The organism is Streptomyces sp. NBC_01471 (assembly GCF_041438865.1).
GTDB lineage: Bacteria > Actinomycetota > Actinomycetes > Streptomycetales > Streptomycetaceae > Streptomyces.
On the sequence record NZ_CP109450.1, the window covers coordinates 4053923 to 4066345 of the forward strand.

Annotated in this window: 16 protein-coding genes and 1 tRNA gene; 3 read left to right on the forward strand and 14 right to left on the reverse strand. The window is 69.7% G+C overall.

Annotated elements, in window-relative coordinates:
- The first annotated feature begins 132 nt into the window (after positions 1 to 132).
- Positions 133 to 354 carry a hypothetical protein gene (locus OG285_RS17825; RefSeq protein WP_356826883.1) on the forward strand — a complete coding sequence of 74 codons (222 nt, stop codon included), beginning with the start codon at positions 133 to 135 and terminating at the stop codon, positions 352 to 354.
- A 66-nt stretch (positions 355 to 420) separates the two neighbouring features.
- Here OG285_RS17825 and OG285_RS17830 read toward each other — a convergent pair whose 3' ends face one another.
- The 10 genes from OG285_RS17830 to OG285_RS17875 all read right to left on the reverse strand — a co-directional run bounded on the left by OG285_RS17830 (position 421) and on the right by OG285_RS17875 (position 7057).
- On the reverse strand, positions 421 to 1263 hold the full coding sequence (locus tag OG285_RS17830; protein WP_371791526.1) for a hypothetical protein: 843 nt from the start codon (positions 1261 to 1263) through the stop codon (positions 421 to 423).
- 115 nt (positions 1264 to 1378) lie between these two features.
- The gene (locus OG285_RS17835) at positions 1379 to 2230 is read right to left on the reverse strand and encodes an RNA polymerase sigma factor SigF (protein WP_356826885.1); all 852 of its coding nucleotides are present in this window, start codon (positions 2228 to 2230) and stop codon (positions 1379 to 1381) included.
- Positions 2231 to 2441: 211 nt separating this feature from the next.
- On the reverse strand, positions 2442 to 3446 hold the full coding sequence (locus tag OG285_RS17840) for an RNA polymerase sigma factor SigF (protein WP_356826886.1): 1005 nt from the start codon (positions 3444 to 3446) through the stop codon (positions 2442 to 2444).
- A gap of 223 nt (positions 3447 to 3669) precedes the next feature.
- On the reverse strand, positions 3670 to 3963 hold the full coding sequence (locus OG285_RS17845) for a Dabb family protein (protein ID WP_371791527.1): 294 nt from the start codon (positions 3961 to 3963) through the stop codon (positions 3670 to 3672).
- A 31-nt stretch (positions 3964 to 3994) separates the two neighbouring features.
- Positions 3995 to 4150 carry a hypothetical protein gene (locus OG285_RS17850; RefSeq protein ID WP_164262696.1) on the reverse strand — a complete coding sequence of 52 codons (156 nt, stop codon included), beginning with the start codon at positions 4148 to 4150 and terminating at the stop codon, positions 3995 to 3997.
- Positions 4151 to 4559: 409 nt separating this feature from the next.
- Positions 4560 to 5183, reverse strand: coding sequence for a DUF4232 domain-containing protein (locus OG285_RS17855; RefSeq protein WP_371791528.1), 624 nt, complete (start codon positions 5181 to 5183; stop codon positions 4560 to 4562).
- Positions 5184 to 5456: 273 nt separating this feature from the next.
- Positions 5457 to 5541 (reverse strand) — tRNA-Ser (locus OG285_RS17860).
- Positions 5542 to 5611: 70 nt separating this feature from the next.
- On the reverse strand, positions 5612 to 6097 hold the full coding sequence (tadA, locus tag OG285_RS17865) for a tRNA adenosine(34) deaminase TadA (protein ID WP_356835030.1): 486 nt from the start codon (positions 6095 to 6097) through the stop codon (positions 5612 to 5614).
- Between the two features lie 78 nt (positions 6098 to 6175).
- The gene (locus OG285_RS17870; RefSeq protein ID WP_328318388.1) at positions 6176 to 6703 is read right to left on the reverse strand and encodes a hypothetical protein; all 528 of its coding nucleotides are present in this window, start codon (positions 6701 to 6703) and stop codon (positions 6176 to 6178) included.
- A 153-nt stretch (positions 6704 to 6856) separates the two neighbouring features.
- Positions 6857 to 7057 (reverse strand): hypothetical protein, encoded by a 201-nt coding sequence (locus OG285_RS17875; protein WP_356835028.1) that lies wholly within the window; start codon positions 7055 to 7057, stop codon positions 6857 to 6859.
- A 92-nt stretch (positions 7058 to 7149) separates the two neighbouring features.
- Here OG285_RS17875 and upp point away from each other — a divergent pair, with 92 nt between their 5' ends.
- On the forward strand, positions 7150 to 7785 hold the full coding sequence (upp, locus tag OG285_RS17880) for a uracil phosphoribosyltransferase (RefSeq protein WP_356835026.1): 636 nt from the start codon (positions 7150 to 7152) through the stop codon (positions 7783 to 7785).
- A gap of 10 nt (positions 7786 to 7795) precedes the next feature.
- Here the strand turns inward: upp and OG285_RS17885 are convergent, their stop codons facing one another.
- The 4 genes from OG285_RS17885 to OG285_RS17900 form a co-directional block, all read right to left on the reverse strand.
- The gene (locus OG285_RS17885) at positions 7796 to 8428 is read right to left on the reverse strand and encodes a LytR C-terminal domain-containing protein (RefSeq protein WP_356835024.1); all 633 of its coding nucleotides are present in this window, start codon (positions 8426 to 8428) and stop codon (positions 7796 to 7798) included.
- Positions 8429 to 8574: 146 nt separating this feature from the next.
- Positions 8575 to 8871 (reverse strand): type II toxin-antitoxin system VapB family antitoxin, encoded by a 297-nt coding sequence (locus OG285_RS17890; protein WP_164262735.1) that lies wholly within the window; start codon positions 8869 to 8871, stop codon positions 8575 to 8577.
- Between the two features lie 171 nt (positions 8872 to 9042).
- A complete protein-coding gene (locus OG285_RS17895) occupies positions 9043 to 10746 on the reverse strand; it encodes a M20/M25/M40 family metallo-hydrolase (RefSeq protein WP_371791529.1) in 1704 nt (567 codons plus the stop codon).
- 69 nt (positions 10747 to 10815) lie between these two features.
- The gene (locus OG285_RS17900; RefSeq protein WP_356835022.1) at positions 10816 to 11460 is read right to left on the reverse strand and encodes a TetR family transcriptional regulator; all 645 of its coding nucleotides are present in this window, start codon (positions 11458 to 11460) and stop codon (positions 10816 to 10818) included.
- Between the two features lie 503 nt (positions 11461 to 11963).
- Here OG285_RS17900 and OG285_RS17905 point away from each other — a divergent pair.
- The gene (locus OG285_RS17905) at positions 11964 to 12383 is read left to right on the forward strand and encodes a VOC family protein (RefSeq protein ID WP_371791530.1); all 420 of its coding nucleotides are present in this window, start codon (positions 11964 to 11966) and stop codon (positions 12381 to 12383) included.
- Positions 12384 to 12423: the final 40 nt, after the last annotated feature.

Here is a 12423-nt window from a genome sequence, read left to right on the forward strand (position 1 = left end):
GCCAGGAAGGGCAAAGGGAACGCAAAATATCCGCAAGCGTGAGGTCAACGAGGTGACGGAAGGGTGTTCGGAAGGTGTCGCCCTCCGGCCTGGGGTTGGGCGGAACCGCAGGGTTCGCTAGGGTCCTGCCTCATGGCACACAACCCCCAAGCGCCCCAAGGCCCCGAGGGCAACCACGATCCTGCGGGCAGCACTCAGATGTTCCGCGCCTTTGTCGACGACGGCGCACCGCAGGGCGCCGCCCGGCCCGCGGCCGCTCCGCAGCAGCAGTCGGGCCCGAGGATCGGCGTGATCGCCGGGGTCATCGCGGTGATCGTGGTGCTGGCCGCCGTCGCGTTCCTCGCGCTGGGCTGAGTCTTCCAGCCGTCCCGTTTCCTTCGCCGCAGGCCCGGGCGCGTCCCGACTCCGGTCCGTCCGGGGTCATTTCCAGCTGACCGAGACCTTCCGGGTCTCTATGTGCATTCCCAGCGGTACCCGCCAGTCGTCCACGCACACGGTGTACGTCTTCGACTTGGCCGCACCGGCGGCGATCGGCCCCGGCAGCGGCTGAGCCGACGTCCGGGTCGCCCAGTCCACTCCGAGCCCGCCGATGATGTGCGTCGAGAAAGTGACCGTGCCCGAAGCGACCGGTGAACCACCGGTGTTGCTGAAGCGCACGGTCACTTTCTCGCACCAGCGCTTGTCCGTCGCGGCACGGGACGGAGCGCCGGCCTTGAGTACGGCGGGCCCTGCCGGAGGGGTGGGCGAGGTGCTGCCCGGTCCGCTGCCGGACCCCCCGGTGGAGCCCGAAGAGGGTTTCCCGGAGCCGGACTTGGGCGGGGTGGGGGCGCTGCCGCCGCCGGTGTGGCCGGGTGGGCCCGGGGTGGCTGGTCCGTGTGATCCGTCCGGACCGTCCGGTGTCCGCGAGGCGCCTGCTGCTCCTGTGCCGCCCGAGGTTCCCGCACCGGCCGTATCCGGCTGCTGGTGCGCGGAGTTGGCCCCGCCGGGCGCGGAGGGGCCCTGTGCGCCCTCACCGGCCGCGGAGTCACCGGGGCCGGGGGTCGTCCTCCCCGCGCTGTGCCCTGCGGGCGCTCCCGGCCCGTCCAGGGGCGTCAGGGTGACGTTCCCGGAGGGCGGTACGGGTGTGGTGAGTGCCTGCCCGGCGCCCGCGGCGCCGACGGCGGCATAGCCGTGGTGTGCGGTGCCGCCCGCGCAAGCGGCCACCAGGCCGCCCAGGCAGAGGGCCGTTGCGGTGGCGGCGATGGCCGCGTGCTGGCGTCGCATCGCGCCAGTGTCTCTGACGGACCGTCAATTAGGAACCCGGCGGGAGTGGGAGAAGCGGAGGAGCCCGGAGACGGCCGAGCCCCGCCTGTTCCTGTGCGTTCCCGCCGGATTCCGCCTACTCCCCGATCAGGCCCTCCCGCAGCTGTGCCAGCGTCCGCGTGAGCAGCCGGGACACATGCATCTGGGAGATGCCCACCTCTTCGCCGATCTGCGACTGCGTCATGTTCGCGAAGAACCGCAGCATGATGATCTGCCGTTCCCGCGCGGGCAGTCTGGCCAGCAGCGGCTTGAGGGACTCCCGGTACTCGACCCCCTCCAGCGCCGTGTCGTCGTAGCCGAGACGGTCCGCCAGGGACCCCTCGCCCCCGTCGTCCTCGGGGGAGGGCGAGTCGAGCGAGGACGCGGTGTACGCGTTGCCCACCGCGAGCCCGTCGACCACGTCCTCCTCCGATACGCCCAGGGCCAGGGCGAGTTCGGGAACGGTGGGTGAACGGTCGAGCTTCTGGGCCAGTTCGTCACTGGCCTTGGTCAGCGCGAGCCGCAGCTCCTGGAGGCGGCGCGGTACCCGTACCGACCACGAGGTGTCGCGGAAGAAGCGCTTGATCTCGCCGACGATGGTCGGCATCGCGAACGTCGGGAATTCCACGCCCCGTTCGCAGTCGAACCGGTCGATGGCCTTGATCAGGCCGATCGTGCCGACCTGGACGATGTCCTCCATCGGCTCGTTCCGGCTGCGGAACCTGGCCGCCGCGTAACGCACCAGCGGCAGGTTGAGCTCGATCAGTGTGTCCCGTACGTAGGTGCGCTCCGGGCTGTCCGGTTCCTGGGAGGCCAGCACGGCGAGCCGCAGGAAGAGGGAGCGGGACAGAGTGCGGGTGTCGATGGCGCCTGAGCTCGGCAATTCGGAGCTGAGTGTCTCCGGTGCGTCTTTCGTGAGCACCTTCGAGCTGCCCTGTTCTGCGGACATGCCACCCCCTTGAGGTCGCGGACGGTCGCGGCGGACGCTCCCGTCGGAGGAACGCAGCCTCCACCTGAATACCGGAGGGTGGACTGCGGCAAACGCGGTTCCAGCAGAATGTCACATGTCGGCAACGCGCTGTAGCGCCAAGTCGACAAATCTGCGCCGGAAAGAGGGGGTGTGGGGCATTTGTGCTTCAGGTGCGGATCACCCGTACCGGTTACGCTTCGATCCGGTTTGCGGATCGCAGCCGGGCGAAGCTTCTGGCCAGCAGTCGGGAGACATGCATCTGGGAGACGCCCAGTTCCTGGCTGATCTGCGACTGCGTCAGATTGCTGTAGTAGCGCAGCATCAGGATCCGCTGTTCCCGTTCGGGCAGCTGGACGAGCAGATGCCGGACCAGGTCGCGGTGTTCGACTCCGGCCAGTGCCGGGTCCTCGTAACCGAGCCGGTCGAGCAGCCCCGGCAGCCCGTCGCCCTCCTGGGCGGCCTCCAGCGACTGTGCGTGGTAGGAGCGGCCCGCCTCGATGCAGGAGAGGACGTCCTCCTCGCTGATCCGCAGCCGCTCGGCGATCTCCGCCGTCGTGGGGGACCGGCCGTGCATCGTCGTGAGGTCCTCGGTGGCCCCGGTGACCTGCACCCAGAGCTCGTGCAGCCGGCGGGGGACGTGGACGGTCCGTACGTTGTCGCGGAAGTAGCGCTTGATCTCGCCGACGACGGTCGGCATCGCGAAGGTCGGGAACTGCACCCCGCGCTCCGGATCGAACCGGTCGATGGCGTTGATCAGGCCGATCGTGCCGACCTGGACGACGTCCTCCATCGGCTCGTTGCGGCTGCGGAACCGGGCGGCGGCGTACCGGACCAGCGGCAGATTCGCCTCGATCAGCGCCGAGCGCACCCTGGTGTGTTCGGCGCTGCCCGGTTCGACCCCCTTGAGCCGGCCGAACAGCACCTGGGTCAGCGCCCGGGTGTCGGCACCCCGGGTCCTGGCGGGCGGGGTCTCCTCGACCGGGGCCCGGCTGCTCCGGTCCTCACCGTCCTGGTCCGTACCGCTCTGGTCTTCACCGCCCTGGTCCTGGCTGCTCCGGTCCTGGGAATCCCGGGCCGGGCTGTCCGGGGTCTGCGGGCTCTGGTCCTGGCTGCTCGTGGGCTGGGAGGCCGGCGTCCGGTTGTTCTGGGGCAGGGCGGTCTGGGGCGGTACTTCAGGCGCAGTACTGGCCGGCACGGTCACGCCACCCCTTTTTGGTCGACTTTTTGGTCAACTCATTCGTCAAAAGCGGTCATAGCATCACAAGACATGTGCACTGTGTGCAAGCACCGCATAACGTCGTGTTGACGTTAAAAAGGGCTCCAAACTGGCCTAAACGCCCAAAAGCCCCCCATCGAAACGATGGAGGGCGTACGCCCGAAGGGCTCAGGCAGGGCGCAGGGGCGGCTCGGGGATCGGCTCAGAAGGGGTAGTCGGCGATCACCCAGGTGGCGAACTCGCTCCACTGCCCGACGGCCGCCTGGTGGGCCGGGTGCTCGATGTACCGCTTCAGTGCGTCGGTGTCCTGGACGGCCGAGTTGATGGCGAAGTCGTAGGCGATGGGCCGGTCGCTGATGTTCCAGGCGCACTCCCAGAACTCCGTCTCGGGGATCAGCCCGCCGAGCTCCGCGAACGCCTTGGCGCCGGCCACGACCCGGGGCTCGTCACGTGAGACGCCCTCGTTGAGCTTGAAGAGGACCAGGTGGCGGATCAAGGGGCACTCCCTACGGAACGGATGTACGAGCTCAGCTCACCAGTTCGGTCATGAACTGACCGACACTTTTTGCGGCATTGGAGATTCCTTCGAACCCTACCTGCACGAGGTCGGCGGACCTGGCCGGCGAAGTGATGATCGTGTACAGCACAAAGACGACTGCTATATAGAGAATGATCTTCTTCACTGGCACCGTTCGGCCCTGCTTCCCCTGAGGTCCCTGAGCAGTCGCGAGAGTCTAACCGGACGGGGCGCCGGTGGATCAAGGGCCAGTGGGCGGAGCGGTGTTGGCCCCGGACGCCCGAAGGGCCCCGGTCGACTGCCGGGACCCTTGGAGCGACGGGCGTACGGAGGGCGGCGCCACAGGGGCCGAACGCCGGTCGAAAACGGCGCCCGAACGCCGGTCGAAAGGGGGCGCGAGCCTGTCTGCGCGGGCCGGGCGATGGGTCATGACCGCACCCACTCGCGGCATACGGCCCGCACTCGCCCGCGCCATGCGGGACGGATCAGCCCACGGCACACGGCTCTCCGCCCGGCACACACGGCCCCGTCCGGCCAGGGGCGTCCGCAGCGGAGCCGGGGCCGGGCCGGGTGGGTTATTTTCCCGCGCCGACCGGGTCGACGGAGATGACCGGGGCGGACTGGGAGGCGGGGATGTTGATGTTCTGGGCAATGGTGTGCGCGTGGGTCTCGTTGGGCGGCGTGACGATCAGGCTGGTGAACGTGACACCGGAGCCGCCCGTGTGGTTCGGCGGGTAGTGCAGGGTGAAGCGGGTCTCCTGGCCGGGTGCCACGCTGACGTCGCGCGCCGCGAGCTTGCTGCGGGTGGCGCTGACGGTGCCGTAGCGCCCCTTGAGGTCCACACCCGGGAAGCCGTGCAGCGTGCAGGTGCCGGCGCCGGTGTTCTTGAGGTTCACGATCAGTTCGCCCTCCGCCATGCCGCCCGAGGTGGTGAACCCCAGGTCCGCGGTCCGGCAGGCGCCGGCGGAGGCGTGCCCGGCGGCCGACTCCGAGCGGGAGCTGTTGACGACGCTGGTGCCGACCCCGCTCGCGGAGACGGAGTCGGTCCTGGCCGAGCCGGCCTGGCTCCGGCTGTCCGAACTGCCGGCCGACGAGCTCACGGGGGCGCTGGAGCTGTCGCTGCCCTTGTCGCAAGCCGTGAGGGAGAGGCCGGCAGCTACGGCGACGAGGGTGAGGACCGAGATCTTCTGAATGCGCATTGCTTCTCCCTGGGTTCGGATGTCCCTGCCGGGCGGGCTGTTCTTCTTGGTCCGATACGGCTGGCGCCGCCGGGGTTCACGATGCGGTGCCACCAAGACACTTCTGTGACACGGGAGTGGGGCGGCCGTGACACAGCGCGGAGATCTGAGGGAAAATCACCCCCTATGCGGAGAGGGGGGGGAGAAGGCGGGAGACGACGCGCCCGGTGCGCGGGTGGCCGCACGCAAAACACCCTCCTGACCGCGTTTCTGCGGATCAGGAGGGTGTGAGAGCGGTAGCGGTGGGATTTGAACCCACGGTGAGTTTCCCCACACTCGCTTTCGAGGCGAGCTCCTTCGGCCGCTCGGACACGCTACCGAGAGAGAGCTTAGCCCAAGGTCGGCCGTGGTCAGAAATCGGCCTTCGGGAAGGGGGCCGCAGCGGTCGCTCAGGCCCTGTCCGGCCGGACCTGGCGGTCGCGGAAGAAGGACGTCAGCTGGTCCGCGCACGCGTCCGCGAGTACCCCGACGACGACTTCCGGGCGGTGGTTGAGCCTGCGGTCCCGTACGACGTCCCACAGCGAGCCCGCTGCTCCCGCCTTCTCGTCGACGGCGCCGAAGACGACCCGGTCCACCCGCGACTGGACGATCGCGCCCGCGCACATCGTGCACGGTTCCAGCGTGACGACGAGCGTGCAGCCGGTCAGCCGCCACTCGCCGAGCGACGCCGCGGCCCGGCGGACCGCCAGGATCTCGGCGTGTGCCGTCGGGTCGCCCGTCGCCTCGCGTTCGTTGTGGCCCGCCGCGAGCGGCGTGCCGTCCGGGGACAGCACGACGGCGCCGACCGGCACATCGCCGGCCTTCGCCGCCCGCGCGGCCTCGGCCAGGGCCAGCCGCATCGGCGCGGCCCAGGGATCACGTAGGGGATCGGTCATCTGCTCGTCTGTTCGATGGTGTGCCCGATGACGGTGTGACGGCGGCGGTGTGTCCGGCCGTCGGGCACCTGAGATAGGTCAGCGGACGGTTTCCAGGACCTCGGCGGCGCCCAGTGCGTCGGCGATGTCTGCCAGTGCGTCTGTGCCGAGTGTCAGGAGCTCCTTCTCCGTCACGCCGAGGTCGGCGAGGATCGTGATGTCCCCGAGCGGTCCCGGCGGTACGGCTTCGCTCTCGTCGGCCGGGTCGTCCCCGTCCTCCTCCTGCTCACCGTCCTCCGTGCCGTCGAGGTCGACAAGTTCTTCCAGGGCGTCCGGGTCCTGTGGGTCCCGGCCCATCAGCTCGTCGGTGAGCAGGATCTCTCCGTACGAGGAACGGCTTGCGGCTGCGGCGTCCGAGACGTAGATCCGTGGATCGTCCTCGCCGTCGACCCGGACGACGCCGAACCAGGCGCCCTCCTGTTCGATGAAGACGAGGACGGTGTCCTCGTCCCCGGAGGCTTCCCGGGCGAGATCGGTCAGATCACTGAGGGTTTCCACATCGTCGAGCTCCGTGTCGCTCGCTTCCCACCCGTCTTCGGTGCGCGCGAGCAGTGCGGCGAAGTACACCGTGACTCTCCCACTGGTCTTGGGGGTGTCTATCGAAAGGGCGCGCTGTGCGCCCGCCCAGTGGGAATCGTGGCAGAAACATGGCGTTCGCGAGAGGTCTTCGGGCTCAGGTCTGCGTGTTGCTTCCCGAAGCCGGTAAAACCTTGGTAGCCGCTACCAGCGGAACGTACGCATGCGCATGGCCTGTCGCAGCCTCGCGACCTTGGCGCGCCTGGGCTGCACACGGTCGCGCAGTTCCTTGGCCTCGTTCAGCTCACGGAGAAACTGCGCCCGGCGCCTCCGCCGGTCGGCGGCACTCTCCGGCTTGTCGCCGGCCTTGCTGCGGGCCGCGTTCGCGGGCTCGGACTCGGGCATGGACCACACCACCTTCGTAGCGTGCCGCCTTCCCCGCGGCCGGCGGGTTGATGCCAGCGCGGGCCGGTCCGGGGCCCGGTTACCGTTGTCGTATGCGTATCCACGTCGTCGACCACCCGCTGGTGGCGCACAAACTCACCACGCTGCGCGACAAGCGCACCGACTCCGCCACCTTCCGGCGCCTCGCCGACGAGCTGGTCACCCTGCTCGCGTACGAGGCGACCCGCGATGTGCGCACCGAGCAGGTCGACATCGACACCCCGGTGACGGCGACCACCGGCGTGAAGCTGTCGTACCCGCGCCCCCTGGTCGTGCCGATCCTGCGGGCCGGGCTCGGGATGCTCGAAGGGATGGTGCGGCTGCTGCCGACCGCCGAAGTGGGCTTCCTGGGCATGGTCCGCGACGAGGAGACGCTGAAGGCGTCCACCTACGCGTCGCGGATGCCCGACGACCTCTCGGGGCGTCAGGTGTACGTCCTGGACCCGATGCTGGCCACCGGCGGCACGCTGGTCGCCGCGATCCGCGAGCTGATCGCGCGCGGCGCCGACGACGTCACGGCCGTCGTGCTCCTCGCCGCGCCCGAGGGTGTCGAGGTCATGGAGAGCGAGCTCGCGGGCACGCCGGTCACGGTGGTCACCGCCGCGGTCGACGAGCGGCTCAACGAGCAGGGCTACATCGTGCCGGGGCTCGGCGACGCGGGCGACCGGATGTACGGGTCGGCCGAGTAGCTTCCCGGCGTCAGCACTTTCCGGCGGACGCCGGCTGGGGGTGGGCCAGTGCGGTCAGCGCCCTGGCGGCGTCCTGCTTCGTGTCCAGGGCCTTGAAGCCGGTGCCGATGATCAGGTCGACGTCGCCGGTCTTCCGGGTGTCGGTCTTCTGGGTGGCGCCCTTGACCTGCGTGCCGAGTACGGAGAACGACGTGCCCGGGGTCCTGGCCGAGCCCAGCAGGAGCGCGGTGCCGGGGATCTTCTTGTCGAAGGCCGCCGGGGCGTTGCCCACCTTGCCGATGGTGAAGCCGCGCTTCTTGAGCTCGTCGGCGGTGGTCTTGGCGAGTCCGCCGCGCGGGGTCGCGTTGTAGACGTTGACCTTGATCTTCGCGGGCTTCGGCAGCGTCTTCGGCGGCGCGGTGGAGGCGGGCGAGGCAGCGGCTTTGCAATCGTGCTGCTGGCCCGCGGCCGACGCCTTGCCGGAGTCGCCGGTGAAGAGATGGATGAGCTGCAGCGATCCCCAGCCGACCAGGCCGAGGGCGACGACTGCGGCCACGATCCCGAAGACGAGTCGGCCACGCCGTCGGGGGCGGTGCATCCTCGGGTACTTGTCGCCCGTGATGCGGTACTTTCCGCCCATGCCGGGGGGTGTGAGCATGCTCATGAGCGCAGCGTAGTGCGGCGGGGCAGCGATGCGAACTGAACGATCATCTGATGACCGCCGGATGAGCGAAAATGAGCCCAAAAGGACCAGTAGACGGCTCTGGCCAGGGTGGATTGCCGACCCCGCGAGCCATCGGCCGTGAGGGGTCAGCCCATGTCGAGGACGCGGGCGTGCAGGACCTGACGCTGCTGGAGTGCGGCCCGCACGGCCCGGTGCAGTCCGTCCTCCAGATAGAGGTCGCCCTGCCACTTCACGACGTGCGCGAAGAGATCCCCGTAGAACGTGGAGTCCTCCGCGAGCAGCGTCTCCAGGTCCAGCTGGCCCTTGGTGGTCACGAGCTGGTCCAGCCGGACCGGGCGCGGCGCGACATCCGCCCACTGGCGGGTGGATTCCCTGCCGTGGTCGGGGTACGGGCGTCCGCTTCCGATGCGCTTGAAGATCACACGGAAAGCCTACCGGGGAAGCGCCTCCGGGCGCAGCCATGGTGGGGTGGCGGTAGCGCTGCCCAAAGCCCCTATCCCGTGACAAATCGGGAGTGAACCGAGGGTGGCCCGGGAGTGAACCAGGATCGGAACCACTCCCTCCGGTGACCCCGTGGCCAAGATTGCCGACGGTTACCCGGCCTTCACCGGTCCTGCACTCGATGGGCGTGTACTCGATGTCAGCGGCCGCACGTCGGATGCGTACGTCCCCACGGCGTCGGCCATGACGGCGATGTTGATGCCGAACGCCTTCATGTTGATGTTCTTCAGGGTGTCGCACGCAAGGTGGTAGCAGGCGTCGAGCGCGGCTCCCGCCGTCCCGCCGAACTTCTTGGCCTGCTCGGCGGTCTTGATCTCCTCCGCGCCGGTGAAGGTGCCGCCCGAGGGGATGCCCGCGGTGATGAACGGGCCGTAGTCGGAGCGGCCGTCGAAGTCCGCTCCCTCGTGCGGAACGTGTCTGCGGTCCAGGAAGGTGGTGAGGCCCTTCTCCAGCCGCCCGGACCCCGCCGGGCCCGGGCCGGCGCCCTTGGCGTCCGAGTTGTCGCCGTCGTAGACGAGCTCGGCGTAGTTCGGTGAGGCGATCATGTCGAAGTTCAGATAGAGCGCGAGCTGTTTCCGCTGCGGGGCGGTGAGGCTCTTGACGTACGCCTCGGAGCCGCGCAGCCCCAGTTCCTCCGCCGACCACCAGGCGAACCGCACTCTGTTGGCGTGCTGCCGGTGTACCCGCGCGAGCTGCTGGGCGACCTCGATGAGGCCGGCCGAGCCCGATCCGTCGTCGTTGATGCCGGGTCCCGCCGTGACCGAGTCCAGGTGGGCGCCGAGCATCACGGTGTGGGCCGGGTCGCCGCCCCTGGTCTCGGCGATGACATTGCGGGTGGTGCGCTGCTCCTGGAGCTGGCGGATCTCCAGCGAGACGGTCACGGCCCCGGTGCGGCTACGGGCATTGTCAGGAGTGTTGCCCCGGGCGGTGCTGCGGGTGGCGCCACGGCTGGTGCCGCCGGTGTGATTCCGGGCGCCGGCCTGCGGTCGCGCCGTGACCCGGTCCGCTTCGGCGGCCAGCGCGGCGCCGTCGGCCTGTGAGATCGCGCCGGTGGGGATCTTCACGCCCCTGGGGGATTCGAGGGTGCCGGACAGGGCGCCCGCGGTGTTGTTGGAGATGAGCGCGGCCACCGCACCCGCACCGGCCGCCGCCTTCTGCTTCTGGGCGAACGTGCAGCCGCCACGGCGGATCAGCGCGACCTTCCCGGTGAACGTCCCCGCTGCGTAGTCGGCCGGCTCGCATCCCGTGGTGGCGTCCACCGGTACGGCGGCGAGTGCGGCCGTGATCCCGCCCACCGGGGTGGACGCGGTGTACGAGAGCGCCGAGACCTTCAGGTCGCGCGGGGCGGGCGCGACGACGGCCAGCTTCTCGGCGCGGGTCTCGATGTAGGTGATGGGGAAGGGCTGGTACGAGACCCGGTATCCGGCTTTCCGCAGCGTGTCGTGGACGTACCGGGCGGACGCCTCATGGCCGGGCGTCCCGGCGGCGCGGGTGGAGTGGTGTGCGTCGGCGAGCGACTGGAACTTCGCCAGCTGCCGGTAGGCACCCTGCGCGGACGAGGCCCGTACCAGCTCCCGGGACAGCCGCGCGGCCTGCTGCGCCGGACCGGGGCGTACGGGGAGCGGGGCCGCCGCGGCGGCGGCTGTCGAGACCAGGGCCAGCGAGGCGGCGATGGCGGCGGCCCGCACGGCGCGGGGGACGGCGGCGGCCCGCACGGCGCGGGGGACGGCGGCGGCGTCCGTGCGGGGGCCGCCGGTGTCGCTGCGGTGAGGTGCGCTGCTGCGTGTCGGGGTCACCCGGGATCCTTCCCGCGCGATCGGGCCCCGCGAACGCCGGTGTGGCGTTCGGGTGCCGGGCACGGGCGGTCAGCGCACGGCGGGCAGCCCGGCGGCCAGTGCGGACAGGGTGCGCCGCAGTGTCGGGAGCAGCACGGGCCGGACGGCTGCGAGCTGTGGTTCCTGGGCGTACAGCTCGGCCAGTACGGGTGGCGGTGTGGCCATCGGGTAGAGGCTGGCGGCGAGAGCCCCGGCCGTCGACACCAGGTCGGTGCACTCGCGCTCGGTCAGCCCGGGGTGGGCCCGCGCGACCTGGGTGCCGAGCGCGGAGATGGCGGCGAGCACGGTGTGCTTGTACGCGCGGGCCGCTTCGAGCGAGATGTTGTGTTCCAGGATCGTCGCGGTCTGGCTGAGCAGATCGCAGAAGAGCGGCCGCTCGGCGAGGGTCTCGGCGAGCGCGCCGGTGGCCTCCTCGCCCGCGTCCAGCCGCGCGGCCACCTCGTTCCGCCACTCCTGCCAGTCCTCTGCCGCGAGCACCAGGAAGATCTCTTCGCGGGTCCCGAAGTACCGGATGACATTGGACTTGGCGAGCCCCACGGCATCGGCGACGCTGCCCAGCGTCACCCGTCGTACCCCGTCTTCCCGTGCAAGACGGCGGGCGGCCGCGAGAATGGTCTCGCGCCGCTGCTGCTTCTGCTCCGGTCTGCGTGCCCGGAGAAAATTCTCTGATGACATGGCTCGGTCAGCATACGAGAGCGGGAAAGCGGTCGCCTTCGCTTAATACTGCAACGGTGTTCTGTTAATACCCGGCTCTGTCAGTGTTTCTGTCGTGCTGTCGGTGCTGCCGGTCCTGTTAGCGCCGTGCCGCTGAAGTGTCGGTGAAGGTAATTCCGTCGGGTGCTCTCGGGCATCGGAGGGGCGTTCACCAGGGCTCTGTGGAGTTCTCGCCGCTCGCCGGAGAATCCGGGGATTCCGGGGATCCCGGGGATCCCGGGGGCGCCACGGTCCGCTTCTCACGCTGTGGTTCTCACGCTCTGGTTCTGAACTGTCTGCTTCTCCTGTCTGGGTATTTCCTCGCATATGCGATACGGGCCGGGTATATCCAGTCGTCTTGCACGGGGTATCGAGAACGCCGGTCTTCCTGCCTGATGCCCACTATGTTGAGTGGAATGGGGGTGTGCGGGTGCACGTCGGGCCGGATGGAGTTCATGAGACGGAGTTCATGAGATGGAGTCCCCATGCGCGTGACTGGATTTGACCACCTTGTCCTCAACGTTGCCGATGTCGAACGCTCTCTTGAGTTCTACTGCGGCCCGCTCGGCCTCGATCCGGTCCGGGTGGAGGAGTGGCGTGCGGGGGAGGCGCCTTTCCCGTCCGTACGGGTCAGTCCCACGACGATCATCGATATCGTCCGTCAGCCGGAAAGCCCCCGGTCCGGGCAGGAGTTGATGGCCGGTCGTGCCAATGTCGACCACATCTGTCTGGTGGTCGAGCCGCTCGACTGGCAACAGGCGATCGAAGCGGGTGAGTTGGCCGAGTTCACCGCGGTGGACGGCCCCGGTGAGCGATTCGGCGCCCGGGGGCGCGCCCAGTCGGTGTATGTGCGTGACCCGGACGGGAACACCGTCGAGCTGCGCTGGTATCCGCAGGACGCCTGACGGAACGGGCGCTGTCGCCGGGCGTGGTGGTGCCGAGCAT

Bases quoted from the DNA above. Each gene is read 5' to 3' on its own strand.
- OG285_RS17855 (WP_371791528.1), bottom strand. From the start codon at position 5,183: ATGCGCATTCAGAAGATCTCGGTCCTCACCCTCGTCGCCGTAGCTGCC.
- OG285_RS17875 (WP_356835028.1), bottom strand. From the start codon at position 7,057: ATGCCCGAGTCCGAGCCCGCGAACGCGGCCCGCAGCAAGGCCGGCGAC.
- OG285_RS17900 (WP_356835022.1), bottom strand. From the start codon at position 11,460: ATGTCATCAGAGAATTTTCTCCGGGCACGCAGACCGGAGCAGAAGCAG.
- OG285_RS17905 (WP_371791530.1), top strand. From the start codon at position 11,964: ATGCGCGTGACTGGATTTGACCACCTTGTCCTCAACGTTGCCGATGTC.
- tadA (WP_356835030.1), bottom strand. From the start codon at position 6,097: ATGACCGATCCCCTACGTGATCCCTGGGCCGCGCCGATGCGGCTGGCC.
- OG285_RS17835 (WP_356826885.1), bottom strand. From the start codon at position 2,230: ATGTCCGCAGAACAGGGCAGCTCGAAGGTGCTCACGAAAGACGCACCG.
- upp (WP_356835026.1), top strand. From the start codon at position 7,150: ATGCGTATCCACGTCGTCGACCACCCGCTGGTGGCGCACAAACTCACC.
- OG285_RS17830 (WP_371791526.1), bottom strand. From the start codon at position 1,263: ATGCGACGCCAGCACGCGGCCATCGCCGCCACCGCAACGGCCCTCTGC.
- OG285_RS17885 (WP_356835024.1), bottom strand. From the start codon at position 8,428: ATGAGCATGCTCACACCCCCCGGCATGGGCGGAAAGTACCGCATCACG.
- OG285_RS17825 (WP_356826883.1), top strand. From the start codon at position 133: ATGGCACACAACCCCCAAGCGCCCCAAGGCCCCGAGGGCAACCACGAT.